This window comes from Burkholderia sp. Ac-20344 (assembly GCF_017104975.1).
GTDB lineage: Bacteria > Pseudomonadota > Gammaproteobacteria > Burkholderiales > Burkholderiaceae > Burkholderia.
In genome coordinates this window covers 15,779-37,492 of the sequence record NZ_JAAGPP010000035.1, presented here as the reverse complement: position 1 = coordinate 37,492, position 21,714 = coordinate 15,779, and the positions used below count along the sequence as shown (strand labels likewise).

35 protein-coding genes are annotated in these 21,714 nt (G+C 64.7%); 16 read left to right on the top strand and 19 right to left on the bottom strand.

What is annotated here, in order from left to right; translation table 11 throughout:
- Positions 1-9: 9 nt before the first annotated feature.
- From G3N64_RS14035 to G3N64_RS39725, 18 genes are all read right to left on the bottom strand, one after another.
- Positions 10-1,476, bottom strand: coding sequence for a DUF1073 domain-containing protein (locus G3N64_RS14035; protein WP_205784485.1), 1,467 nt, complete (start codon positions 1,474-1,476; stop codon positions 10-12).
- 20 nt (positions 1,477-1,496) lie between these two features.
- Positions 1,497-3,050 (bottom strand): phage terminase large subunit, encoded by a 1,554-nt coding sequence (gene terL, locus G3N64_RS14030; RefSeq protein WP_205784484.1) that lies wholly within the window; start codon positions 3,048-3,050, stop codon positions 1,497-1,499.
- Positions 3,001-3,480, bottom strand: coding sequence for a DUF2280 domain-containing protein (locus tag G3N64_RS14025; RefSeq protein WP_205784483.1), 480 nt, complete (start codon positions 3,478-3,480; stop codon positions 3,001-3,003). The genes terL and G3N64_RS14025 overlap by 50 nt, the downstream gene beginning before the upstream one ends.
- A 20-nt stretch (positions 3,481-3,500) precedes the next feature.
- On the bottom strand, positions 3,501-4,160 hold the full coding sequence (locus G3N64_RS14020; RefSeq protein WP_205784482.1) for a putative metallopeptidase: 660 nt from the start codon (positions 4,158-4,160) through the stop codon (positions 3,501-3,503).
- A 129-nt stretch (positions 4,161-4,289) separates the two neighbouring features.
- A complete protein-coding gene (locus G3N64_RS14015) occupies positions 4,290-4,898 on the bottom strand; it encodes a sigma-70 family RNA polymerase sigma factor (protein ID WP_205784481.1) in 609 nt (202 codons plus the stop codon).
- Positions 4,899-4,945: 47 nt separating this feature from the next.
- Entirely contained in the window at positions 4,946-5,227 is a 282-nt protein-coding gene (locus tag G3N64_RS14010) for a hypothetical protein (RefSeq protein WP_241020956.1), read from the bottom strand.
- A gap of 56 nt (positions 5,228-5,283) precedes the next feature.
- Positions 5,284-5,754, bottom strand: coding sequence for a RusA family crossover junction endodeoxyribonuclease (locus G3N64_RS14005; protein ID WP_205784479.1), 471 nt, complete (start codon positions 5,752-5,754; stop codon positions 5,284-5,286).
- Entirely contained in the window at positions 5,751-6,005 is a 255-nt protein-coding gene (locus G3N64_RS14000; protein ID WP_059638727.1) for a hypothetical protein, read from the bottom strand. The genes G3N64_RS14005 and G3N64_RS14000 overlap by 4 nt, the downstream gene beginning before the upstream one ends.
- Before the next feature lie 11 nt (positions 6,006-6,016).
- Positions 6,017-6,274 (bottom strand): hypothetical protein, encoded by a 258-nt coding sequence (locus tag G3N64_RS13995; RefSeq protein WP_205784478.1) that lies wholly within the window; start codon positions 6,272-6,274, stop codon positions 6,017-6,019.
- Positions 6,271-7,380: a DUF1376 domain-containing protein gene (locus G3N64_RS13990; RefSeq protein WP_205784477.1), complete on the bottom strand. Its 1,110-nt coding sequence runs from the start codon at positions 7,378-7,380 to the stop codon at positions 6,271-6,273. The genes G3N64_RS13995 and G3N64_RS13990 overlap by 4 nt, the downstream gene beginning before the upstream one ends.
- Positions 7,377-7,847, bottom strand: a complete 471-nt coding sequence (locus tag G3N64_RS13985) for an XF1762 family protein (RefSeq protein ID WP_205784476.1) — start codon at positions 7,845-7,847, stop codon at positions 7,377-7,379. The genes G3N64_RS13990 and G3N64_RS13985 overlap by 4 nt, the downstream gene beginning before the upstream one ends.
- Entirely contained in the window at positions 7,844-8,965 is a 1,122-nt protein-coding gene (locus tag G3N64_RS13980) for a site-specific DNA-methyltransferase (RefSeq protein ID WP_205784475.1), read from the bottom strand. Before G3N64_RS13980 ends, G3N64_RS13985 begins: the two co-directional genes overlap by 4 nt.
- Positions 8,962-9,831 carry a hypothetical protein gene (locus G3N64_RS13975; RefSeq protein WP_205784474.1) on the bottom strand — a complete coding sequence of 290 codons (870 nt, stop codon included), beginning with the start codon at positions 9,829-9,831 and terminating at the stop codon, positions 8,962-8,964. The genes G3N64_RS13980 and G3N64_RS13975 overlap by 4 nt, the downstream gene beginning before the upstream one ends.
- The gene (locus G3N64_RS13970) at positions 9,828-10,130 is read right to left on the bottom strand and encodes a hypothetical protein (protein ID WP_205784473.1); all 303 of its coding nucleotides are present in this window, start codon (positions 10,128-10,130) and stop codon (positions 9,828-9,830) included. Before G3N64_RS13970 ends, G3N64_RS13975 begins: the two co-directional genes overlap by 4 nt.
- Entirely contained in the window at positions 10,127-10,354 is a 228-nt protein-coding gene (locus G3N64_RS13965) for a hypothetical protein (RefSeq protein WP_205784472.1), read from the bottom strand. The genes G3N64_RS13970 and G3N64_RS13965 overlap by 4 nt, the downstream gene beginning before the upstream one ends.
- On the bottom strand, positions 10,348-10,965 hold the full coding sequence (locus G3N64_RS13960) for a helix-turn-helix transcriptional regulator (protein ID WP_205784471.1): 618 nt from the start codon (positions 10,963-10,965) through the stop codon (positions 10,348-10,350). Before G3N64_RS13960 ends, G3N64_RS13965 begins: the two co-directional genes overlap by 7 nt.
- A complete protein-coding gene (locus G3N64_RS13955) occupies positions 10,965-11,198 on the bottom strand; it encodes a hypothetical protein (RefSeq protein ID WP_205784470.1) in 234 nt (77 codons plus the stop codon). The genes G3N64_RS13960 and G3N64_RS13955 overlap by 1 nt, the downstream gene beginning before the upstream one ends.
- Entirely contained in the window at positions 11,195-11,500 is a 306-nt protein-coding gene (locus tag G3N64_RS39725) for a hypothetical protein (protein WP_241020955.1), read from the bottom strand. Before G3N64_RS39725 ends, G3N64_RS13955 begins: the two co-directional genes overlap by 4 nt.
- Positions 11,501-11,514: 14 nt before the next feature.
- Between G3N64_RS39725 and G3N64_RS13945 the strand changes: the two genes are divergently transcribed.
- The gene (locus G3N64_RS13945; protein WP_205784469.1) at positions 11,515-11,802 is read left to right on the top strand and encodes a hypothetical protein; all 288 of its coding nucleotides are present in this window, start codon (positions 11,515-11,517) and stop codon (positions 11,800-11,802) included.
- A 39-nt stretch (positions 11,803-11,841) separates the two neighbouring features.
- Here G3N64_RS13945 and G3N64_RS13940 read toward each other — a convergent pair whose 3' ends face one another.
- Positions 11,842-12,096 (bottom strand): YdaS family helix-turn-helix protein, encoded by a 255-nt coding sequence (locus tag G3N64_RS13940; RefSeq protein ID WP_205784468.1) that lies wholly within the window; start codon positions 12,094-12,096, stop codon positions 11,842-11,844.
- An 84-nt stretch (positions 12,097-12,180) separates the two neighbouring features.
- On the opposite strand from G3N64_RS13940, the gene G3N64_RS13935 reads away from it, so the two are divergent.
- The 15 genes from G3N64_RS13935 to G3N64_RS13870 all read left to right on the top strand — a co-directional run bounded on the left by G3N64_RS13935 (position 12,181) and on the right by G3N64_RS13870 (position 21,644).
- Positions 12,181-12,525: a helix-turn-helix domain-containing protein gene (locus tag G3N64_RS13935; RefSeq protein WP_175974595.1), complete on the top strand. Its 345-nt coding sequence runs from the start codon at positions 12,181-12,183 to the stop codon at positions 12,523-12,525.
- Positions 12,526-13,640: 1,115 nt separating this feature from the next.
- On the top strand, positions 13,641-14,063 hold the full coding sequence (locus G3N64_RS13930; RefSeq protein WP_205784467.1) for a hypothetical protein: 423 nt from the start codon (positions 13,641-13,643) through the stop codon (positions 14,061-14,063).
- 1 nt (position 14,064) lies between these two features.
- Positions 14,065-14,187 (top strand): hypothetical protein, encoded by a 123-nt coding sequence (locus tag G3N64_RS40190; RefSeq protein WP_277399106.1) that lies wholly within the window; start codon positions 14,065-14,067, stop codon positions 14,185-14,187.
- 25 nt (positions 14,188-14,212) lie between these two features.
- Positions 14,213-14,557: a hypothetical protein gene (locus tag G3N64_RS13925; RefSeq protein ID WP_205784466.1), complete on the top strand. Its 345-nt coding sequence runs from the start codon at positions 14,213-14,215 to the stop codon at positions 14,555-14,557.
- On the top strand, positions 14,554-14,895 hold the full coding sequence (locus G3N64_RS13920; RefSeq protein WP_205784518.1) for a hypothetical protein: 342 nt from the start codon (positions 14,554-14,556) through the stop codon (positions 14,893-14,895). Before G3N64_RS13925 ends, G3N64_RS13920 begins: the two co-directional genes overlap by 4 nt.
- A complete protein-coding gene (locus tag G3N64_RS13915; protein ID WP_205784465.1) occupies positions 14,892-15,275 on the top strand; it encodes a hypothetical protein in 384 nt (127 codons plus the stop codon). Before G3N64_RS13920 ends, G3N64_RS13915 begins: the two co-directional genes overlap by 4 nt.
- Entirely contained in the window at positions 15,275-15,451 is a 177-nt protein-coding gene (locus G3N64_RS13910) for a hypothetical protein (RefSeq protein WP_205784464.1), read from the top strand. Before G3N64_RS13915 ends, G3N64_RS13910 begins: the two co-directional genes overlap by 1 nt.
- Positions 15,448-15,597, top strand: coding sequence for a hypothetical protein (locus tag G3N64_RS13905; RefSeq protein WP_205784463.1), 150 nt, complete (start codon positions 15,448-15,450; stop codon positions 15,595-15,597). Before G3N64_RS13910 ends, G3N64_RS13905 begins: the two co-directional genes overlap by 4 nt.
- On the top strand, positions 15,594-15,737 hold the full coding sequence (locus tag G3N64_RS13900) for a hypothetical protein (RefSeq protein WP_164531162.1): 144 nt from the start codon (positions 15,594-15,596) through the stop codon (positions 15,735-15,737). The genes G3N64_RS13905 and G3N64_RS13900 overlap by 4 nt, the downstream gene beginning before the upstream one ends.
- Positions 15,738-15,869: 132 nt before the next feature.
- Entirely contained in the window at positions 15,870-16,169 is a 300-nt protein-coding gene (locus tag G3N64_RS13895) for a KTSC domain-containing protein (RefSeq protein WP_205784462.1), read from the top strand.
- A complete protein-coding gene (locus G3N64_RS13890; protein WP_205784461.1) occupies positions 16,166-16,975 on the top strand; it encodes a PD-(D/E)XK nuclease family protein in 810 nt (269 codons plus the stop codon). Before G3N64_RS13895 ends, G3N64_RS13890 begins: the two co-directional genes overlap by 4 nt.
- Before the next feature lie 15 nt (positions 16,976-16,990).
- Positions 16,991-18,286: a hypothetical protein gene (locus G3N64_RS13885; protein WP_205784460.1), complete on the top strand. Its 1,296-nt coding sequence runs from the start codon at positions 16,991-16,993 to the stop codon at positions 18,284-18,286.
- Positions 18,287-18,316: 30 nt separating this feature from the next.
- A complete protein-coding gene (locus G3N64_RS13880) occupies positions 18,317-19,201 on the top strand; it encodes a DNA translocase FtsK (protein ID WP_205784459.1) in 885 nt (294 codons plus the stop codon).
- On the top strand, positions 19,198-20,967 hold the full coding sequence (locus tag G3N64_RS13875) for an AAA family ATPase (RefSeq protein WP_205784458.1): 1,770 nt from the start codon (positions 19,198-19,200) through the stop codon (positions 20,965-20,967). The genes G3N64_RS13880 and G3N64_RS13875 overlap by 4 nt, the downstream gene beginning before the upstream one ends.
- A complete protein-coding gene (locus G3N64_RS13870) occupies positions 20,964-21,644 on the top strand; it encodes a 1-pyrroline-5-carboxylate dehydrogenase (protein ID WP_205784457.1) in 681 nt (226 codons plus the stop codon). The genes G3N64_RS13875 and G3N64_RS13870 overlap by 4 nt, the downstream gene beginning before the upstream one ends.
- Positions 21,645-21,714: the final 70 nt, after the last annotated feature.

Sequence of the window (21,714 nt, the reverse complement as noted above, 5' to 3'; positions counted from 1 at the left end):
TCCCCGAGCTCACCGGCGTCGGAAAAGCCTGCGAAGCAGAGAATCGTTCGTGCGCGCGCCCGCGCCCGGCGCCGGGCCGAGCGGAAGCGTCGGATCAATGCCCGGCGGGTCCTCGCCCTCTTCGTCGCGCTCGGCCTGCTTGATCGCTTCGTCAGGGATGTCTCCGAACATGCCGGTGTCAGGTGACGACGCCTTCAGCTCGCGCATGCCCTGGCTGCGCGGGATCAAGTCGGCGTCCACGGCCTTCGTCACCGAGTCGACCGTCTTGTTGCCGATCTCCGCCTTCTCCGCGGCCGACATCTCCTGCAGCGGGTTGAACTCGTACGAGAAGTCCTCGGGGAGCGGCTGGCCGATTTCCGACCGGCACATCACGTCGAGCAGCCCGTGCAGCGGGTTGCGCAGCCGACGCTCCTGACGCGTGTGCACCTTCTCGTGATACAGCAGGCGCGACCCTTCGCCGGTGTCGCTCAAGCCGGCCGGTTGCTGGCCGAAGAGGCGATCGAGCGGAATGCCGGTCGCCCCGCTGAGCTGCATTGCGAACTGGAGCATCACGTCGGACAGCCCGCTGAACGAGTACTGGTGCGTCTCGAACTTGTCGGTCGTATCGATGAGGGTTAGCCCCTCGTTGGACTGCGCGAGCCGGATGTTTTCGATCTGCTTCAGCAGGCCGTTCAGCGCCGGGCCGCCGGCCGCGATGATCTCGCGCAGCTTCTCGACGCTCAGCGTGCGCAGATGCGCCTTGTAGACGAGCTGCCCGGCGCCGACCGTCGCACTGTCGAATGCGATGAGCCGATCCCACATCGGCTCGAGGATCGACAACCCCCAGCCGTTCTCGCTGATGCGCTGGTAGAACGGCAGTGCTTCGCCGTCCATTCGCAGCACGCGCGAGTGGTGAATACGCCCCTGCGGCAATCCGATCGTCGTCGGCAGCACGTCGTAGTACTTCGGCATGCCGAGATCGGGACCGAACTCGGTCACGACTTCGCCGACCGGCGGCGCAACCATCCAGCGGTCAAGCACGAGCAGGCCCTTGAACTGGCCTTTCCCGATCGTCTCGCGCCGAAGAGGCTGCGACATGTCCTGGCCGTCGATCAGCATCACCGCGATCGCACCGCCGTACAACTGCGCCCACTTGCCGGTGTCGCAGAGCTGGTCCCAGATTGCCTTGCGCGTCAGTGCCGTCTCCATCTTCGACACGTCGGTCGGATCGAGCCCGGACATCTCGATGCCCTTACGGGTCATGTCCTCCGGGATCGCGTCCACCGCGGCACGCACGATCCACGATCCGCGATAGGCCGCTTCCAGCCAGACGCGGTTGCGGCTCTGGTACGTGAGCGTGTACTGCGAGGCCGACGACTGATTGTCGGCGCCCCAGCCCAGCCGAGCTTCGAAGTTGGCGAAAGAGTCGACCGTGCGATGGGCGTGCGTCGTCGCCGGCGCGCGCGGCGGCCGCGTCTGTTGCTTCCGTTTCGACATTCCGGGAAATCCTGTCGTGCTCAACCGGCAAGCCGCTCCCAGACCGACAGGTCTTTCGCGCCCCCCAGCATGTCGTTGATTGCGTCGACCATCGGGTCAATCTGGTCGTCGTGCTTGTGCGTGTCGTCAGCCGTGAACGAGTCGCACTCGGTGACGAAGTCGCTGACCCAGTCGGCCTCATAGGGGATCGCGACGTTGCCGGAGTCGATATGGCTCACGACGTCCATCACACGCGTCAGCTTGTCCTTCACGCGCTCAATGCCATCGATCGGGATGCCGCCCTCGGCCTGAATGTCCTGAATCAGCCCGGTACCGCTGGACTTGTCTTCGACCTTCATCTGGCGCAGCGCCGGCGCGCCCGGGTCGTCGGCACCGATGGCCGCGTGCTTGTTCCAGAAGTCGATCGCGCGGCGCTTGAGCTCGGGCGCCTTCCACTTCCCGCGCACCAGGTCGATCAGGTACAGACGGTTGTCGTACCCGAGGCCCCAGCACTCGAACACGCTGTAGTCGTTCCGCTCAGCGGTCTTCTGCGCCGTGTCGGCGAAGATCTTCCGGTACTGCAACTGCGGCAGCGCGCCGTAGCGCAGGAACTTGCCGCTCTGAATAATCCCGCCGCCCAACGGCGACGGACGCTGCATGTACTGGCCATTGAACACGTACGCGTCGGCCTTCTCGGACGCGAGCAGATCCTGCAGCGGTTCTTTGTACGGCCAATAGCTGTACCGGCCGTCCGCGGCTCGCTCGTCGCACTCGACTCGGTCGCGGATGTGCGCCGGCAGCTTCGCGACGTACTCGTCGGTGATCAGCGCCGGGATCTCGATGAACTCCCAGTCGCCCGGAAGCTTGCCGGCCTTGATGAAGCCCGTCGGGTCCTCCTCGGCGAGCCGCTGCATGATCACGATGATCGGCGTGTCCGGATTCGCCTTCCGGCTCTTCACGGTCGACAGCAGCTTGCGGTTCGCCTTGTCGCGCGCAGTCTTGCTGTACGCGTCGTCGACCTTCAGCGGATCGTCGATGATGATCGCGCCCTGCCACCCCTCGGTCATGTGCCCGGCACGGAAGCCAGTGATCTGGCCGCCGAGCGAAGTGGCGTACACGCCGCCGGCCTTGCGGCCGTTGATCATCACGTTCCAGCGCTTCTTCGACTTCGCATCGTCGGCAATCGGAAGCGGCCATAACGCCTGAAACTCGCCGGATTCGACGATGTCGCGTGCCGTCTCGCTGTTAAGCAGCGCGAGGTCGTCCGAGTAGCTAATGTGCAGGAACCGCGCACGCGGGTTCAGTGCGAGGCCGCGCGCGATCAGGTTGATCGCGACCAGCTCAGTCTTCGACGAGCCCGGCGGCACGTTGATGACGACGTTCTTCAGCTTGCCGTCGATCACGCGCTGCACCGTGTCGGCGATCAGCACGTGGTGCCAATTGACGCGGAACTTGATCGCCTGCCGATGCTTGAAGAAGTACCGGCTGAAAAACAGGTGATCCCGCTCGCACTTCGCCTTCAGGACGGCCCACTCGATGGCGGGGTCAATACTCGTCTTCGAGTTTGGCGACGGCGTCTGCGACCTGCTTTTCATCGACGACGACCGTCCTATTCACGATTGGGCCGCCGTCCTCCCCGGTATGTTCGAGGCGGCGCCGGTTCGTGAACGCGTCGCCGGCCTCTTTCGCCGCCTGTTCGAGCAGCTGCGCCATCAACGGCAGGTTGCCGCGCTGCTCAGCCAACGCGACGGCGCGATCGAGCGCGCGCAGGCGCACGGCGCGGTGCGACACGCCGATACGCGACGTGTCGCTCAGGAACTCCGCTCTCGTCCGTTCGAAGATCTCCCGATACTTTTTGCTGAGCGCCGAACCAGCACGCTTCGTCGGGTCGTACCGCTCGCACTGCTGCGGCGATACCTCGACGCCGAACTCGTCACGCACGGCCTTCGCGGCGCGCGACGGCGTGTCGAAACAGGCGAGCGCCTGCGTGACGAACACCTTGATCGGTTCGGGAAGTGCTGCCATGGCGGAAAACGTTCAGGTTGCTATGCGGCCCGCAGGATGCAGGTGCCGCAGGCCCGAGCGATGTCGGCGTGGCCGACCTCGGGCGCGCGCTGGGCCGCGGCGACGAGCTTCGCGGTATCGCCCGCGCCGCCGGCCACGCCGTAGCGCCGGACAATGCCAACGAATTCCTCGACGTCGTGCCCACGGATGCCAAGCTTCGGCATGCCGTCCTTCGTGAAGGCCGGCGCGCCGAACGCGTCGAGGCGCTGGCCGACGTGATACAGCTCGTGTTCGACGAGCGCGCACCACTGCAGGTCGTTGCACTCGCGCGCGTAGTGCGCGTCGAGCGTGATCAGGAAGGCCGGAACGCGGCCGAACCATTCGAGGTACTGCTGCTCCTGTCGGGCGCGCTGCCAACCACCGGCGCGGATCATCACCTCTTCGCACTGGCCGACGACGCGACGCATCTGGCGCACGTTCTCGACGGCTGCCCAGAGGTAGGCGACATCAGCGTCGACCAGGTGCGCGTGATCAGGGTTGTGCAGCGGCGCGCCTTCGCGCAGGAGCGTCTCGTTCACCCACTCGGAAACGCCGTCGGCCGGCACGATGCGCCGGATCCAGTTCGAATCGCCGAACAGAATGTCGGGCGGCGCCGGCCGCGACGCGCCGGATTCTACGACGATCTTCGGCGGCTTTGGCATGGCGGTGATGGCGGAAACGAAAAAGCCCGCTGGCTTGTCGGCTCAGCGGGCTTTGGTCGCAACTCTGCAATTTGGCGAAAATCTACACCCTATCCGCCACATTTGCAAGGGGAATTTTCGTCGTACCCCTTACGCCTCAACGGCCTCCGCGATCGTCACGTTGTTTCGCACGAAAAGCGGTGTCAGCCGCTTTACGGCCTGCCGCTCCAGTTCTGCGAGGCGCTTCCGGATAGTCTGCGCGTTCCGCTCGAGCGTTCGAACCGTGATATGCGTTTCCTCTGCGATCGCTTGGTACGACAATCCGTCCTGACGCTGACGCGGCTGCGAGTGGGCCGCGATGAGTGCCATGATCGCATTGCCGTTCGTCAGCGAAAGCGACGGTCGCAGGTACGTCCGCATCTCGACGAGTGCCCGCTTCCACTCGGCCGCCGGCGGGATTCCCGGGTCCGCAGCGCGCGTGGCGCTCGCGGGGCGCGCCGGCATCCCGCAGGCATAGCGCAACCACACCGCGTTGCGTTCCGGCTTCAGCAGGTGATCGCGCACCGCGCCGACGACCATCGCGCACTGGGCCCGGATTTCGTCACCGCTCAGCCCGTCGAAGTTGATCGTGCCCGACGAGGTGCCGTACAGGTAGTCGAGGAATTCAGCTTGGCGCGTGCTGAGACGGCCGACCGATTCGAGGATCTGGATCAGCGCCAGGCGGAACTGCTGCTTCTGGCGTGGCGGCAGCGACGTCACGAGAAAGCTGACGTGCAGCGCCTGTTGCGTGTTCTCGAAGATGGCGATCACCGGCCACCCCGCGTCATCATGGCCAGCGCCTGGCGCGTGTTGAGCTCGGCCATGTAGCCCGTCAGGTTGCTGGTGAAGTCCGGCCGGATGCGCGTATCGACATGCGTGCCCGGCGAGCGGCTCGTGCCCGTGAGCGAGTACATCCGGCCGCGGCTCTCCGAATGGCAGTCGAGCCGCGCGAGCGCGACGTCGAGCGACAGCAGCTGGCGCACCGACGAGACGGGATGCTTCAGACGGCGCGCGAGGTCATTTGCCGAATACCGGACGCCGGGCTTCATCTTCCCGATCATCTCGTTGATTGTGAGTTTGCATTTTGCTTTCAAGGCCCCGCTCCTTATGCTGACTTCAAATTCAACTCGATCGCCTCGATGCGCACACCCGGCGTGCGCGCGTAGCGCTTCGACACCCAGAGGTCGACGACTTGGCCGTCGTCGACGTACACCACACCGTTCATGCCGTCCTTCAACGCCTTGACAACGTTGTCGGCGTCCGGCTTCTTCGTCGCGCCGATCGCGCCGGCGGCCGCCTCGTTCTGCCGCTTCATCGACCAGCTCGCCGGAATCGGCAGGCCGATGTGCACGATCAGGCGGATCGGGCCGGCGTACGGCGACGCGCTGCGCATCGCCTCGCGCGCGGCCATCTTCACGAGGTTCTCGTACCGCTCGGTCTTCTCGGGCGTGTAGGCCGTGACATGCGCGCCTCGGCGTGCGAACTTCGGGCGCCCCTTCGCGACCGGCGTCCCGGGAACGACGAACTCGACGCGCTGCGCGACCGGCGACGCCGTGATGAGGGATTGCTGCGTCATGCCCGCCACCCTTGCCAATGCCCGGGACGAACTGAAGCCTGCGAAGCCTGCCGGCGCAGATCGGCAGCCGCGCGCGGGCTCATGACGATCGTGCGTCCTTCGACGATGTACGACACGTCGGAAGTGCCGAAGAACTCGCGCATCCACCGGTTCAAATCGCTCACGAACTCGGCGGGCATCAGCTCGGCAAATCGCGGCGAAACGGTCATGCGCGGCACGTCAGCACACAGCGGCGACTCGATCACATCCATTCCCAAGACCCTCATGCCGTCACCTCGTCTTCGACGTCGTCGGTCACCGGCACACCGCTGATCGGGCGCAGGCAGCAATCCTGAGCCGTTCCTTCCGTGCCCATCTGGCCGTCGCCATATTTCGCCGGCCGAACGGTGCGCACGTTCCACGTCGGGCCAGAGAAGGCCGATGCCGCATGGTTGAACGACAAAACCTCGAAAATTCGCCCGTTGTTCTCGGGCATTTCCGATCGCACCATGACCGCCAAATCACCAGGTTTGCAGTTCATCGCCCTTCCCCCAGCAATGCGCCGGCCGAGACAGGGCCGGCAGTGTTGCGAAACGCGCGGTTGTGGTCGTCCCACCACGGGCCGTCGCCGGCCGCGTCGAACACGCGCAGCTTGAAATCGAACGGAGGTTCGTCGCGGTCCTGCTCGACGCCGAACGTGCTGCCGTGCTCGACAATGCCGGTCCACGAGCGCCACCAGTCGCCGACGGATCGCGTGCTGCCCGAGGGCTGCGCGGTGCGCGCGGCGAGCAGATCGCCGAGGATCATGTCGAGCAGGCCGACGTTCAGCGGCTGTCCGCTACTCTCGCGCTCACGTCGCTTACGGCCCGTGGCGATGGCCGCGCGCAGGTCGTCTGCCGTCACGCCGCGGCCTGGCCAGCTCGCCACTCGTGTGTCATCGGCGGCGAAGCCGACGCCCGACGAGCGAAGGAGTTCGACGAAAGCGGCGGCGGCGATCGGCGGTTCTTCCCCGTCTCCCTGTGCTGTGCCGCCGCCGCTTGCTGTGTTTACATCTCCCTCTCCCTCTCTCTTGCGATCGGGGGGCGAATCGGGGGGCGATTGCGTTGGTGATCGGGGGGCGATCGGATCGGGATCGCGCCGCGAATCGAATACGATCTCCCGGACCTGCTTTTTGCGCAGCCATTCGGATTGCGGGGCGATGGCTTTCAGGAGGTTCGCGGCCTCTACGATCTGCGCGCGCACGGCCACGGTGTCGACCTCGATACCCCAGCGCTTCGCATTGCCGGTGGTGCCGGACAAGCTGCTGGTCAGCTTCGAGACCCAGGCTTCGAGCACCTTCTCGGCGACGACCGGGTGATAGAGGCGGCCATCGGCACACTTCACCCAGCCACGCAGCGCGTGGTCCTTCACGCGCTTCCAGTTCTTCGCCTGCGACAGGTGGCCGAGCATGCGGTCGTCGGCCGGGAGGCTCGCTGCCGGGATCTGGTGCCAGCTCTCAAGCCACAACGTGATCGCGGCCGCGCGCTCGTCGCCGGTGCCGAGGATCCACGTCTCGGACGTCAACAGACGCTTCACCTCGAGCGGCATGAACGGGAAATCGCGGAGGTTGCAGTCCGCAGGGGTGAGAGGATTCGGGAGGTCGTTCATTGGGCTTCCCACAACAATTTCTGCCCACGCAGACATGCAGCGGTGTCGATGCGCGGTCGCGCGGGCGTGTTCCAGTTGCCGCCGCCGCGCTCGCCAACGAGACGCCATCCGGCACCCCGCAAACTGGCGCCGCTCTCGGCGGGCAACGTATATGTGATGAGCCGCGCGTAACCGAGCGCACGGGCCGCGCGCCACGCCGCGCCGTAGAGCGCAGAACACGCGTTGCGCGTGCTGTCGGTGCAGCAGCGCGTCACCTCGAGCGTCCAGCCGTCGTCGTTGCCGCGCGCGACTGGGCGGCCGACGATTGCGACGCCGCAAATGCCTGCGCAGTCGTCTCGGCCCATCAGCATGTCGTCGGCGACTGCGATGCTGAACTTGTGACCCACCACGGGCGCGTGGTGACGGTGGTGCTCGGCGACGAAGGCGTTCGCTTCTTCCAGAGAGATCGGGACGATGACGAGGCTCAAAACGCCTCCAACATCAGGCTCGGCTGCCGCAAGCGGTCGCGCTGCAGCGGCTCATATTCGGGGTTCAGCTCGCAACCGACGAAGCGGCGGCCGAGACGCTGCGCGACCTCGCCCGTTGTGCCGCTGCCGAAGAACATATCGAGCACGATGTCGCCCGGCCGGCTGCCGGCGAGCACGCAGGGCTCGACAAGCGCTTCCGGAAACGTGGCGAAGTGCGCACCGCTGTACGACTGCGTCGGGATCGTCCAGACGGACCGACGGTTGCGCTCGGTCGGCATGATCGCCATGGCTTCGTCGAAGCTGCCGTTGTTCTTCGTGCCGCTGCCGTCGTCAGCCAGTTTTCGCTTCACGCGCCCGCGGCCGCGCTCGTCTGCATCGGTGCCGTGGCCAAAGCCAACGCCACGTCCGACGGCCTTCATGTTCCCGTTCGTCTTCGCACCGCCGTTCGCGCGCTCGCTGCCGATCTGCGCCTGCACGTTCTGCGACAGGCGCGCGTGCGTGTTCGGGCTGACCGGTTCGAGAATCGCGTTCTGGTCGAAGTAGTACTTCGGTCCCTTGCTGAGCAGGAACAGGTATTCGTGCGCCTTCGTGCAGCGGTCGCGCACGCTTTCCGGCATCGGGTTGGGCTTGTGCCAGATGATGTCCTGCCGAAGATACCAGCCGGCGTCCTGCAGCGCGAACGCGAGCCGCCATGGCTGGCCCATCAGGTCTTTCGGCTTCAGCCCGGTGCGCTCGCGCGAGCCGGTACCGCTGTTTCGGTGTTGCGCCGCGGCGATCTGCTGCGCGCTGATCACGGAGCGGTCCGACATCTGCCCGGTGCGGCCCTGCGCCCCCCACGAACCGGCATATGCGTCGCCCATGTTCAACCAGAGCGTGCCATCGTCGGCGAGCAACTCGCGCGCGAGATCAAAAACCTCGACAAGCGTGTCGATGAACTCGCGCAGCGTCGGTTCCTGGCCGATCTCGCGATGCTTGTCCGGGTGGCCGTCGGGCAGGTACGAGCGCAGGCCCCAGTATGGCGGGCTCGTCACGATCGTCTGCACCTTCACGCTGTCGGCGAGCATGGCGCGCATCAGATCGCGGCAGTCGCCGCGGTGGGATTTATCGAGCCAGTTCACGCGACCTCCCGCGCAATATGCGGCAGCGGTTCGGCAGCCGATTCGATCGCAACCTGGATGCGCTCGAGCTGCTGACGGAGTCGCTTGACCTCGGAATCGATGCTGACCCGGCGCGCGGCTTGCTTGCAGGCGCTGGCAATTTCCCACGCCCCAGCGCTCGCAGGCAGCCCGAGCGCACGCGCGAGTTCGATGCGTGCGCTGTCGATCTGCGCTGCATCGCGCTGCGCATGCTCCTTGGCCCGATCGAGGATCAGCCTCCGTTCGTTTTCCGCCTCTTCGGCAAGGTTTTCGAGCCGCTCGGTGGCGGCCGTCAGACGGCGCTCCGCATTCAGTTGGTCCCGAACGGCATCCGCGACAACGTCGCCGAGGCGCGCGCGAAGCTTCTTTTCGAGCGTCCATTCGTTGCACAGCCCCGTGCGCAGCTGCTCGTAGCTTTGGTCCGCGAGCCGCCCCATGCCGTCGATGATCAGCTTGATCCACGCGTCGCGCGGCAGGTTGTCGACGTTCTTCAGCGTCGGTCCCTTCAACGAGCGCCAACCGTCCGGACCGCGGACGATGAGACCGCAGCCGGCCGGGATGTCTTCCTTCTTCAGCAAACCGGCCGGCGCGGCAAAGATCACGCCGGCGGCGAAGCGCAGATACGATGTCCACTTCCCAGCAGTCACGTCGCGCCGGAAGTCGGCGACACTGATCTTGCATTCGTAGGCGACAGGCTGGAACCGCGCGAACGAGCACGGCACCGTGTAGACGTCCGGCCGCGGCGAGCCCGCCGGCCCGAGCTGCATGTCGGTCCATACGAGGCGATCGGATGCGCCACGAAGATGCGCGGCGAGATCCTTCGCGAGGTCATCGTGCGCCCAGGTCATGCCGACACCTCTGCGAGCCATTCGCGGTACCGCGTCACCTCGCGCACGAACCGTGCACGCGCGTTCTTGTGGCCGCTCGCCAGCCGATCGTAGGCGGCACGCGAACCGCGCACGCTTTCATGCTGGTCAACGTCGACGGCGTCGCACTCCTCGCGACAGGCGCGCCGCGCAGTTCGCAAATCGCGCAGCGCAGCCTCGCGCGCGGCACGCAACGTTTCGACTTCCATCGATCCGATGCCGATCGATGCCAGCCGGCTGACGTTTTCGCGCGCGATCGCGGCTTTCGACTGGCGCTTCATGATGCCTCCCAATACGGCTCAGCCGACGTCGGGTAGATGCCCTGCTCCCAGTCGTAGAAGTTGTACGGCCGCGGGCAGTCGTTCGCTGCCACCCAGCCGCGTTCCCACTGACGCGCAACGCACGCGAGCGGGCCGCGCAGCGGGTTCTCGTGGAACGGCACCCCGGCGCGCGCGGCGCGCCAGCCTGCGCGGAACGCCGCGCGCTCGAACAGTTCGGTCAGCACGAGCCACCCTCCTTCGTGTTGTCGATCAGAGTGAACCCGACCTGCAAAAGCAGAAATTGGGTAACGACGCGGTTGCCGACAGCCAGCTCGAAGTCCGCGATTTGGTCCGGATGAAGGGTGCGTTTGCCTTTTCGATCACCGCCCGACAGGACATCGGTAATGTGTGGCGCGTGAATTCCCACGCGCTCAGCCAGAGACGCACGAGTCATTTTTTGGTTCGTGCGGAGATCCCATGCAGCCCGAACAGCAGCGTGAAAGGAATCGCATGCCTCAACAATTTCGAACGGAACTAACTGCGGCTCAGAAGCAGCGTGTCGCCACTCCGCTTCTGACTCTATGGCCGCATCACGGCATTGTTCGGCAGCGTTGGTGCATGGAATTGCCTTTCCGCGACGTGCATTGCACGAATCGCAAACGGCATCGACATCGAGCGGTCTGGCATAGTCGCGATGGTCGTACGCACTCGCCGGCGCGCTGCAGTCGCAGCAGATTTGCGTGTTGGCCGGGAGAAGATCGCCACGACGAACAGCCTTCGCAACCTCGCAATGGGCGTGCTCGGCGCCCGTGAGCTTCATCGGCAGGCGGCGAGCCTGGATCAGTTCGCGCGTCATTACTCACAGCCATCACAATCGGCCTCGGACTCTCCCGCTGGCCCAACCTGTCCCAACTTGGCCCACTTTTCCAGCTGTAACGCGGCTGGGTGCATCGCGCCATACGCGCTACGGAGCACGTGCATACCGAGGTAGTCGGGAATCGGGAGGCCCTGCGCAGCTGCGCGCGTCGCGAGATCGGCGGCTTCCGCCACGGGCAATCGAACAGGCTGCTCGATCTTGTCGTTGCTCATGCCTGTGCCCGCGTCTCAACTTGTCCCAGATCGGCACTGATGCCAATCAGCTTCGCAGGCAAAGTTCCAACCACACCGAGCAGCGCCACCTCGACCACGCGATTTAATGCCGCCGAATCGGAATCGATACCGTTCAGCTCCTTGTAGACCTGGAGCGCGTCATAGACGCGGTCACGCAGACGCGTCTTTACTTCGTTTCGAAATACAGCGCGTCTTGACACACTGATCACCTTTGAAATATGGAAAAAGATGCGATCCACCGCTATGCGAAAATTGAAGGCTCTGACCTCTTCAACCACCACACAACGGGGTTCGCATGACCGACAAAGTCGAATCGCTCGAGACAGAAATCTCGAAGCTAAAAGCACACTGCATGGGGCTTGCATCGCAAATCGCGGTGCTCACCATGTTCAACAAGGCGCTCATCCATGCGGCGAATACAGATCAGCGAACCTTTCTCGAAGCAGAGTTAAAACGGGGTCTAGAAGGATTGCTGGCGCTCGCCGACCAGCAGCCACAATTCGTCGCACATCAGTCCGATGCCCTGGCGATCGCAAACGCGTTGCTTTCAGAGTTCGAGCGCCTGCGCCCAGCTGCCTCTTAATGCGGCGTCGCGGCTTGCGATACGGGATCAGTTCGATCTTCACTCCCCCTCCTTTGCCGGCTCGGCCAGCTCGGGCCAGATCAGATGCCAATCGGTGGGGCGAAAGTCCCTGTACGGGATGCCGACGGCGTTCCCGACGAGCACGCAGTTCTCGGGTCTCATTGCATTGCGGGAATGCAGCCACTTGTGGATGTGCGGCTGCTTTTTGCCGATCAGGCGGGCAAGTGCGGACTGCGACCCAGCTTTTTGGATCGCTGCCTGCAGAGCCGGCACGGAGCAATTGGTCGGTTTCATGCGGCAATACTATAACCAAAGTTATTCATCCGCAAGAACTTTGGTTATTTGCCGCCCTACAACCAAGGTTATACGATGCCCGCTATGGAAAATCCTGAATTCGGGCGCCGGGCAAAGGAGCGTCGCGAGGCACTGGGCCTGTCCCAGAAGCACATCGCGGAACTTGTCGGCGTATCGCAGCCGGCGATAGCCAAGGTTGAACGAGGCGGCAGCACCACGACCACGAACGGGTTCGCGCTCGCGCGCGCACTGCAAACCACACTGGAGTGGCTCGAATTCGGCGACGCGGCCCAGCCGGTTCCGCCCGGCTACGATCGGCTCGACGAGCTCGGCCGCGCCAAAGTCGAGGCGTACATCAGTGGGCTGCTAGCCCAGTCAGCTCCGCACGATTCGCCTGCTCAGGACGAAGACAGGCCGATTGGCGGCTGATCCGCGCAGCCTCTTGCGGAAGCGGCTCCAGCGACGCATCCCAGAACGAAAACTCCCGTGTCACGACCGGTCGCTTCATCCGCTCCGTGAAACCGAACGCGGGCTTCTCGAGCAGCACGTCCCATAGACCATCCGACCGCAGCCGCTGAATCGCCACGATCGTGCCGACCAGCGCAGGGTTCCTACTCGCCACCACCCTAGCCAAGTCCCCAGGCCTGCACCGCAGGCGCGTCTTCGATTCTTCTTTCACTGGTCGCCCTCGTCCTCGGTTTGCCACACCACTGTATGCATGTACAGTAGTTTAGCCCCACTTCCCGAAGACTTTCAACTGCCGTCAGCAGACGCTTAACAAACGGGCCGTCGCCCGCTTTGTTACAAATTTCCCGCCCGATCGATAACTTTGGTTGTTGACATGCCAATAACCTTAGTTATAATTCCCATCAACGCGACACCGACGCCGCGCCACCGCTAAGGCGGATCGCTCTCTAACAATCGAAGGTAAGCCGGGACCGCTCAAGCGGAGCAACCGGCCGGGACGATCAGTCTCGTGAGTCAGGACAGACGAACCGCGCTAGGCCGATGTCGGCTACCGGACAGAAATCTGAACGAGCCTGATGCAAGACAGCCAGCACCACGTGACCGATGGCTTCGTAATCGGCACAAACCTCGCGCGGCCCGGAGCCGGCACGGCCGGGAGTAGCCGGGCGCGCGAGTGATGCAGTCTCATGGAGCCGGAATGCGCAGGCTGATGCGCACCCAGTCAAATGCTGGGGTCCCGAAGCCGGAGATCAGCGCCGGCCCGGCTCCATGAGCCTGTCTCGAAAATGCGCCCGGGTAGATGGACAGCCAACTCCATCGGTGAGCGCGACTCGCCAGCCCTGCGAGGGATAAACGAAGTGGGCCCGTCACCTCAGAAAGCGGGCTTGGCAAGCCGACGGAAGGTCAAGAGGACGGCCGGGATGCTAACCGGCGCCGGATAACGTAACCAGCACTTCTCACAGCTCTGACCGGTGGCGGTTCTTCTTCCGAGGCGTCACCCGTGAGAGCTGCGCACGCAGCATTGCAGTTCAAGACATCAATTCAGTTAGCAATCCTACTTTCATACGGAGGATGCGATGCGCCTTCCTCAAACCGACAACAACAACATCCGGCAGCTTCCGGCGCGGATCGACCGACGCACCGACCAGCTGCAAGCGGCGGCGGACGATGCCGCGCTGGCGCGCGACGAGCGCAACGAAGCGATCGCCGACGGCGTCACGTTCGATGCCCTCCCGATCTCAACGACCGCCTGTGCCGTGATCGATGCGGCGCTCGCCCGCGGCCGTATTGAGGACGTGTACGCGGTCTGGAACATTCTCATCACCGCGCGCCGTGCAGAAATCTCGCGGCGCATCGCCGCGGCCGACGTCGCCGAATCCCGCCCGCTCGCGATGACGTACTGCTCGCAGTGCGGCTCGGCGCTCGGCCCGGGCACCGACGGCGTCAGCCATTGCAGCGACCACCGCGCGCCCGCGCTCCACCTTCTCCGCGAGGCATGACATGTCCACGACCGCCCGCGATCTGCTGGAGCTGCGCCGCGAGGTACCGCAATCGCCCGAACTGCGCCGGCTCGCGCTGAACCTGATCGCGCCCGGCGTCGCATGCATGAGCGCCGGCTGCTGACCACCACACCACACCGAGAGACCACATGGACAACATCAACGACGGCGGCCCGGCGTTTCCGCTCACCGATGCACAGTCGGTGCATCGCATCGGCGCAGCCGCGATTGAAGGAATCACTGATTCGGCCGAACGCGACCGATGCTACATCGAAGCGACGGCACGCGCTTGCGCTGGCATGACGCTTCGCGACTACTTCGCGGCGAAGGCGCTGGCGGGAATGTTGGCTGAGCCGCTCAGCGACGACACTGAGCCGAGCTCGATTTTCTTCACCCCGAATTTCGACAAAGAGCAAGCACAGCCCGGCGACCGGATCGCCGCTGCTGCATACGTGCTCGCCGACGCCATGCTCCGCGCGCGAGGTGAAGCATGAATGAGATCAACGAACAGCCGTCCGCGTTCGACTGGCTCGAAACCGAAATTTCTGCCGTCGATTGCTGGTATCGCGGCGACCCGAGCTACGAGCACGACGCATACTGGATGAAGGAACGCGCGCTGAAGCTGGTGCAGGAGGCGAAAGCCATCTTCGCGCCGGGCGTCGAGGCCGATGCACTGATGATCCTCGAAATGCTGGCTGCCGATGCCGACGCTGGCAAGGTCATGATCCCGTCCGGGCTGCGTCTGTCCATCGATGCCGCGCTGATCAAGGCCGGCCGTAAGGCTGCGCCGGTGCCGGTGCGGCACATCACGGTCGCGGGAGGTGCGCTGTGAGCGACAAGGCACTCAAGGCATGCGCAGATTACGCGCGTATCAACGCTGAAATCAAGCGGCTGACGAGCGCAATCGCCGGCGCGCTCCATTACTGCAAGGGTGTACGCGGAACCTGCGGCATCGGCGAAGACGGGACGGTGTATGGCGACCACAACGACGTCACGCACCTGAAGCATGCATTCACCCACGACGTCGACGATGTGGGTAACGCGGTCTTCATGACGGATGCCGAAATCCGCGAATACCTCTACGAGAACTGCGATTGCTGTCTGAAGGCGTACGGCTTTGTGCTCGAACGGAAAGCGGCAAAGAAGGCGTTCGGCGCAGTCAAGCGCTCGATCGGCGCCATCGGCCGCACTGAACTCGCACGGGAGGCGTGATGCGCACCCCTCTCAACAGCCTATCGCCTGTATTGCGCAATTACAAACCATCGCCTGTATCGCGCTTGCGCTACGTGCTCGAAGGATCGGCATGGGCGTTCGCGTACGGCGTCGCGATCGGCGCGCTCTGGTTCGGCGCCGACCTGGCCGGCCCCTACCTGCGGAGCCTCGGATGAAGTCCTTTCTGCGCAAGGTCGGCGAGCTGGTCGGCCTGTGGTTCGTCGTCGCGACAATCCTATTCGTCTTCGTCTGGCTCGTCGTGCCGGCGCTGATCAGTGCGCCGGACGATGAACCCGTCATCGTTCCCACGAGGCCCTCATGAGCCGCTTCACCGATCACGCCGACCTCTTCGAGCGCCGGCATCCGCGCGCCGCGCGGGCCCTCGTCGTCGCGATCCTCGTTGCGGTCGCCCTTCTCGCTGTCGCCGTCGACGGCATCAGCAAGCACTTCGGCATTCTGTAACGCCTCCTAGCGGCCCAGCTTCGCAACACGCGGCGCGCTGTTTCCGCTCACCCCGTCGAATCCAATGCCGCCGCGCCGCGAGTCTGCGTGCTGCTCGCGCACGCCCCGATCCATCTATCAGGAGCATCCCAGATGAAAACCATCGACACCCTGCCCATCGAATCGTCGCAGATCCACAGCATCGGCTACGACGCCGAGTCCGAGACGCTCGCGGTTCGTTTCAAGGATCGCAAGACTGGCGCGCCGACGTCGCTGTATCACTACACGGGCTTCACGCAGGCGAACTTCGACGCGCTCAAGGGCGCCGACTCGCTCGGCTCGCACTTCTACAAGCACATCAAGCCGTTCCCCGAGCGTTTCCCGTACGTGTGCGTCGAAAAGATGCCGGCGCCCGAAGCGAGCACGGCCGCCGCAGCAGCGAGTGAAGCATGAACCCGTCGGTCTATCCCGTCCGGGCGTCCAGTTGGGGGGCGCTGTTCGAATGCGCCTACCGATGGGAGGGAGTTCACCTGCTGAAGCTGCGCAACGTTGTCGGCCTGCGCGCTGCGCTCGGCACCGCAATCCACGCCGGCACCGCCGTCTACGACCAGAGCGTTCTGGATGGCTCGGGCCTGACCGTCGACGACGCGGCCGGCGCGTTCGTCGACAAGCTTCACGATCCGGAGAACGACTACAACCCGTTCAGCGACGACCTCACCCTCAAGGAAGCCGAGCGAATCGGCATTTCGCTGACGACGAAGTACTGCCTCGAGGTCGCACCGCGCTACAACTTCGTCGCGGTCGAAATGGAAACGAAGCCGCTCGACATCGATTGCGGTGGCGGCATCGTGATCCGCCTCACCGGAACGATGGACCGCGCGCGCATCCGACGCACTGCATTGGGCCCCGGCATCGCCGACCTGAAGAGCGGTTCGAAGGCGGTCGCGCAGGGCGTCGCCGTTACGAAGGGGCACGGCCCGCAGATCGGCACGTACGAGTTGCTCTACGAGCACACGACCGGCGAGGAAATCAGCGACACCGCCGAGATCATCGGCCTGAAAACCAAGGGCACGCCCGAAGTCGCGACCGCTCCGATCGCCAACGCAAAGCGCGTGATGGTCGGCACCGAGGACACGCCCGGCCTGATCCAGTTCGCCGCGGACATGTTCCGCTCCGGCCGTTTCTACCCCAATCCGAAATCGCTGTTGTGCGACAAGAAATACTGCCCGCGCTACGGCACCTGTCAGTTCCACGAATAACGAGAGTCCACCGACATGAGCACCCCCGTTCAACTGAAAGACGTCAAAGCCACTGGCGGCGTCCCCTCATTGACACCCGACCAAGCTGTCGACATGTTCACCGAGCGGGGCTTCTCGCTCGCGAACCGGATCGCGAAGGCTTATGCCAGCAGCGACGCCGTGCCCGCGCAGTTCCGTTCGCACAACCTGAAGAAGGCTGGAAACGAAGAGCACTGGATCGAGAATCCATCGGCAATCGGCAACTGTCTCGTTGCAATCGAAGTTGCTCGCGCGGTTCGCATGTCGATCACCGCCGTCATGCAGAACGCTGACATGATCGAAGGCAAGCTGCGCTGGTCGGGCAAGTTCGTTATCGCCGCGATCAACGCGTCGGGTCGCTTCACGCCGCTTCGCTTCCAGATGATCAATCGTGGTCGGATCACGGCCAAATACAAGGAGAAGACTGGCTGGAATCAGCAGGCTCGAAAGCCGATCTTCGAGGAGCGCGAGGTCGAGGTAGACGACATCGAGTGCATCGCCTGGGCACTTCCGAAGGGCACGCCCGAGCCGCGGCTGGCCCCCGATGAAGTGCGGAAATACGCGGGCCGCATGCTCGACCTCTATCGTGACATCGGCATGCCGGTGATCGAATCCGCACCTGTCAGCATGCAGATGGTCGTCGAAGAAGGATGGTTCGGCAAATCCGGTTCGAAATGGCAAACCGGCTTGCGGACGCTGATGTTCCAGTACCGTGCTGGCAGCTTCTTCGGCAACATCCACGCCCCCGACATCGTGATGGGTATGGGTCGCACCTCCGAGGAGGAGGCCGACGTCGTCGACGTATCGCCTGACGGTTCCTACACGGTCTACACCACTACCGTCGACGAGCTGCGCGGAGGTCGCGCACAACCGGCCGACGAGGTACCGCGCGGTGCCGCGCCGGCCCAAACCGGACCCGCGACCGAATCGCGGACGGACGGCGCACCGCCGGCTGCCGATCAGGATGATCCCGCCGACGACCAGGATGATCCTGACGCCCCGCGGGACGAGAACACCCAGAGCCAAGGCGGTTTCGCCTTCGACGTCGATGGCCTTGTGCGCGGCATTCGCGAGGACATCGAGTCCGCCAAGACGCCCGAAGACCTCGACCTCGCCCGCAGCGCAATCAGCGGCGTGCCGGATGAAACCGCCAAGGCCGAACTGAACGCCCTCGCCTCGGCGCGCATGCGCGTCATCACCGCAGCAGCTGAACAGTCGGCCGCCGGCAAGTCAACTGCCCAGACGGCCGCACCGGCCGGCCGCCGGCCGCGCAACCCGATCAGCGCCGACTAACTCGACTGATTCGCCTCCAAGGATTTCGACATGACCGACAAGAACGTTCTCCAGATGACTGCCGACAGCATCGGCAAAGACCTGCTTTCCGCGCTGGTGACCGAGATCAAGCTGATGCCGGACCTCTGGATCAAGCTATCCGAGAAGAAGCAGAACGATGTCATCGACCGGCTGCGTGCGCGCGTCGAGCACAACGTCAAGATGGCGACGCACCTGATCGCGAGCGATGGCCGCGTTGTCGTGCAGGGCGACCTCGTGCAGATCACGATCAAGGATGGCGTCAAGGCTGCGGTCGAGTTCAGCAGTGCAGCGCCGAATCTCCATGACCTGTACGACGCACAAGGAAAGGCGGTCCTGCTCGTCGTTGCGAATGCCGCCGCGCACACGGGCGGCATGGACGAGATCCGCGGCGAATCCGATCAGCGCGGTTTTGACCTCGGTCGCGAATATACGGACCAGGACGGCGATGGCATGGACGGCGATCGCCCCAACGCAGACGACGTCGTCGATGCAGAGTTCCGCGAGGTACCGAAGCTTGGCGACGGCCCGACACAGGCGCAGGTCGACGAGCAGCACCAGGCCGGCCGACAGGCGGCCGCCGAAGGCAAGCCCGAAAGTGAATGCCCCGTAATGGCCGGCGAGTTGTGCATCGCATGGGTGAAGGGCTGGAAGGAGTGGCACGAGGAACAAGCCACCTCCGGTAACGAGGATCCGCTGTACGCCCAAGTCGAAGCGTTCGTGATCGAGCAGCAGAAAGTGACGATCTCGAGCGTCCAGCGGCAGTTCAAGATCGGCTACAACCGCGCCGCGCGGCTGGTCGAGCTGCTCGAAGCGAAGGGCATCGTCAGTGCAATGGATTCGGACGGCGGCCGCACGGTGCTGCGGCCGCGCGGATCGCATGGAGATGCAGTGTGAAGATCACCGACATCTATGTCGCGAACGTCCTCGGGATTCGCACGGCCGACGTGCGGCTCTCGAAGCCGGTCGCCCTCTTCACCGGGCCCAACGGCGCCGGTAAGAGCAGCCTGCAGGAATCGGTGCGTATGGCGCTCACCGGTGATACGGTGCGCGTCGCGCTGAAAAAGGAATACGGCTCGCTCGTCACCGAGGGCGCCGAGTCCGGTCAGATCGCTGTCGCGTGCGGCGAACAGGCTAATACCGTCGCATTGCCGGGCGGCAAGATCAAGCGCGAGATCACCGAGGATCCGCGCTTGCCGCTGGTACTCGACGCGCAGCGCTTCGCGCACATGTCCGCGACCGACCGTCGGGCGTTCCTCTACGACCTGATGGGCGTGAAGATCGGCATTGACGAAATGCGCGCGCGGCTGCTCGACAAGCTGGGATTGCGTGCCGACGCGCTGCCGGCCGCATCCGCTGCGCGCCTCGCCGCGATCACGCCGATGCTGCGCGCTGGCTTCGACGCGGCTCACAAGGAAGCTGGCGACCGTGCGCGTGGCGCGAAGCAGTCCTGGCGCAACGCAACCGGAGAAACGTATGGCAGCCAGAAGGGAGCGACGTGGCGCCCGGAAGTTGTCGAGTTCGACGAGGCCGCGCTGCGCAAGCTGATCGCCGATCGAACTGCCGTCGACGACCGGCTCGGCGAGCTGCAACAGCAGATCGGGGCTGCGGACGCCGCCGACACCGCAGCGCGGGCGCGCGCGGCAAAGTTGGCCGACCTCCGTAACCGCGCCGCCGGCTATGCGAAAGCGGTCGAGTCTGCGCAGTTCGCCGACGACCAGGTCGCGGAGTTCCTTCCGAAGGTCGAGGCATTACGTGTGCGGGCCGGCGCGGCGCCGGTAGGTACCGAGTGCGCCTGCCCCGAATGTGGCGCACTGCTCCGTTACTTGAACGGCGTGCTGTCCGCCGCGACAGCGGCCGGTGCGCGCGACGAGGAAGCAGTCTTGAAGCTGCCCGAGTATGAGCAGGGTCTCAAGACGCTGCAGAACGCCGCGACGAGCCGCAAACGCGACCTCGAAGCAGCCGATGCGGCCGCGACGCAGTTGCGCACGCTTGAAGACGATGCAGACGACAGCAGCGCGGCTGCCGCGCGCGAAAGCGGCGACGCGGCGCGCAGCGAGCTTGCCGACCTGCAACAACGCAAGAAGCAGCTCGACACCAACATCGTAACGATGCGCGAGATCGAACGCCGCGCCGCCGGCGCTGAAGATCTGGCGAAGAACGCCGCCGCTCTGCACGCGGACGTCGCTGCGTATGAAGCGATCGCCGCCGCGCTCGCGCCAGATGGTATCCCGGCCGACTTGCTGCGCGAGGCTCTCACGCCGGTGAACGAGCAACTGACGGCGACTGCCGAGATGTCGGAGTGGGCGGATGTCACGATCACGCCGGAGATGGAGATCCTTGCCGATGGCCGCGCCTACGCTCTGCTGTCGGAATCGGAGCGCTGGCGCGCGGACGCGCACATCGCTGCCGCGATCGCGCACTTCTCGGGCCTCAAGCTGCTCGTGCTCGATCGTGCGGACGTCGTCGTCGGCCCGGAGCGCGATCGCCTGTTCTACTGGCTGTCTGACCTCGCAGATGCCGGCCAGATCGATACCGCCCTCGTGTTCATGAGTCTGAAGACGGCACCCAGTGGGCTGCCGGACGGAATCGAAGCATTCTGGGTCGAAAACGGACAGGTCGCGCCGGTGGGCGCACCTCGAGCTCATCGGGAGGCAGCATGAGAGAGGACATCGTGCGCTTTCTCAGCACGACGACCGAAGCGACCGCGAACTCAATCGCAACCGGAACCGGGCTGCCTCAACTCGACGTCAAGAAGGAGCTCAACCGCATGCTCGGCGAGGCGGTCGTCGAGCGAGAGAAGCGCACGGGCGGTGGCAACGAATACGTGTACTGGCTCGCCGGCCGCGCGCCAGCGCCGGCACCGGTCAATTCGGCTGCCGAAGCTGAAGCCGAGGTCACCTACGCGGTAGAGCAACGGCCGCTCGACGTGGCTCAGGTTGCGCTTGAGCATCCACCCGTCTTGGCCAACTTCCCGTGCGTCGCAAGACCGGTAGTGCCGGACGGTGTCGTCGACGCCGAGATTCGAATGTCCGACCTGCTGGCGGTCATCAAGACGTTGACGGCCCAGCGCGACGCCGCAGTTGCCAAGGCTGAAACCTGGCGCGCTAATGCCGCGACACTCGAAGCGCGTATCGACGAGCTGACGCTCGGTCCGGTCGGTGCGCGCGCACCACTGTTCGTGACCGTCGGTAGATATTGCAAGCCGAAGCGTCACACGTCACTCGAGAAAGCACAGAGGCGCGGCAGCGCTCTCGTGCGCACCGAAAAGGAATCCGAGGTGCTCGTGCTCGAACCGGTTGGCCGGATCGTGCGCGGCACGCAGTGGCTTACTCGCTAGCCGCCCTCACCCCGTATTTCAGTTTTTCCCGGAGCAGCACCTATCGGGCGTCCAGTGCGACGCCCGCGCC

Excerpts from the sequence above, each read along its gene's own strand:
- G3N64_RS13990 (WP_205784477.1), bottom strand. The coding sequence starts at position 7,380 with ATGAACGACCTCCCGAATCCTCTCACCCCTGCGGACTGCAACCTCCGC.
- G3N64_RS13885 (WP_205784460.1), top strand. The coding sequence starts at position 16,991 with ATGAGCACCCCCGTTCAACTGAAAGACGTCAAAGCCACTGGCGGCGTC.
- G3N64_RS13920 (WP_205784518.1), top strand. The coding sequence starts at position 14,554 with ATGAATGAGATCAACGAACAGCCGTCCGCGTTCGACTGGCTCGAAACC.
- G3N64_RS13935 (WP_175974595.1), top strand. The coding sequence starts at position 12,181 with ATGGAAAATCCTGAATTCGGGCGCCGGGCAAAGGAGCGTCGCGAGGCA.
- G3N64_RS13870 (WP_205784457.1), top strand. The coding sequence starts at position 20,964 with ATGAGAGAGGACATCGTGCGCTTTCTCAGCACGACGACCGAAGCGACC.
- G3N64_RS13960 (WP_205784471.1), bottom strand. The coding sequence starts at position 10,965 with ATGACGCGCGAACTGATCCAGGCTCGCCGCCTGCCGATGAAGCTCACG.
- G3N64_RS14035 (WP_205784485.1), bottom strand. The coding sequence starts at position 1,476 with ATGTCGAAACGGAAGCAACAGACGCGGCCGCCGCGCGCGCCGGCGACG.
- G3N64_RS13945 (WP_205784469.1), top strand. The coding sequence starts at position 11,515 with ATGACCGACAAAGTCGAATCGCTCGAGACAGAAATCTCGAAGCTAAAA.
- G3N64_RS13895 (WP_205784462.1), top strand. The coding sequence starts at position 15,870 with ATGAAAACCATCGACACCCTGCCCATCGAATCGTCGCAGATCCACAGC.
- G3N64_RS40190 (WP_277399106.1), top strand. The coding sequence starts at position 14,065 with ATGTCCACGACCGCCCGCGATCTGCTGGAGCTGCGCCGCGAGGTACCG.
- G3N64_RS13890 (WP_205784461.1), top strand. The coding sequence starts at position 16,166 with ATGAACCCGTCGGTCTATCCCGTCCGGGCGTCCAGTTGGGGGGCGCTG.
- G3N64_RS13975 (WP_205784474.1), bottom strand. The coding sequence starts at position 9,831 with ATGACCTGGGCGCACGATGACCTCGCGAAGGATCTCGCCGCGCATCTT.
- G3N64_RS14025 (WP_205784483.1), bottom strand. The coding sequence starts at position 3,480 with ATGGCAGCACTTCCCGAACCGATCAAGGTGTTCGTCACGCAGGCGCTC.
- G3N64_RS13995 (WP_205784478.1), bottom strand. The coding sequence starts at position 6,274 with ATGAACTGCAAACCTGGTGATTTGGCGGTCATGGTGCGATCGGAAATG.
- G3N64_RS13970 (WP_205784473.1), bottom strand. The coding sequence starts at position 10,130 with ATGAAGCGCCAGTCGAAAGCCGCGATCGCGCGCGAAAACGTCAGCCGG.
- G3N64_RS13955 (WP_205784470.1), bottom strand. The coding sequence starts at position 11,198 with ATGAGCAACGACAAGATCGAGCAGCCTGTTCGATTGCCCGTGGCGGAA.
- G3N64_RS14005 (WP_205784479.1), bottom strand. The coding sequence starts at position 5,754 with ATGACGCAGCAATCCCTCATCACGGCGTCGCCGGTCGCGCAGCGCGTC.
- G3N64_RS13910 (WP_205784464.1), top strand. The coding sequence starts at position 15,275 with ATGCGCACCCCTCTCAACAGCCTATCGCCTGTATTGCGCAATTACAAA.
- G3N64_RS13930 (WP_205784467.1), top strand. The coding sequence starts at position 13,641 with ATGCGCCTTCCTCAAACCGACAACAACAACATCCGGCAGCTTCCGGCG.
- G3N64_RS13940 (WP_205784468.1), bottom strand. The coding sequence starts at position 12,096 with ATGAAACCGACCAATTGCTCCGTGCCGGCTCTGCAGGCAGCGATCCAA.
- G3N64_RS14010 (WP_241020956.1), bottom strand. The coding sequence starts at position 5,227 with ATGAAGCCCGGCGTCCGGTATTCGGCAAATGACCTCGCGCGCCGTCTG.
- terL (WP_205784484.1), bottom strand. The coding sequence starts at position 3,050 with ATGAAAAGCAGGTCGCAGACGCCGTCGCCAAACTCGAAGACGAGTATT.
- G3N64_RS14020 (WP_205784482.1), bottom strand. The coding sequence starts at position 4,160 with ATGCCAAAGCCGCCGAAGATCGTCGTAGAATCCGGCGCGTCGCGGCCG.
- G3N64_RS13900 (WP_164531162.1), top strand. The coding sequence starts at position 15,594 with ATGAGCCGCTTCACCGATCACGCCGACCTCTTCGAGCGCCGGCATCCG.
- G3N64_RS14000 (WP_059638727.1), bottom strand. The coding sequence starts at position 6,005 with ATGGATGTGATCGAGTCGCCGCTGTGTGCTGACGTGCCGCGCATGACC.
- G3N64_RS13925 (WP_205784466.1), top strand. The coding sequence starts at position 14,213 with ATGGACAACATCAACGACGGCGGCCCGGCGTTTCCGCTCACCGATGCA.
- G3N64_RS13905 (WP_205784463.1), top strand. The coding sequence starts at position 15,448 with ATGAAGTCCTTTCTGCGCAAGGTCGGCGAGCTGGTCGGCCTGTGGTTC.
- G3N64_RS13880 (WP_205784459.1), top strand. The coding sequence starts at position 18,317 with ATGACCGACAAGAACGTTCTCCAGATGACTGCCGACAGCATCGGCAAA.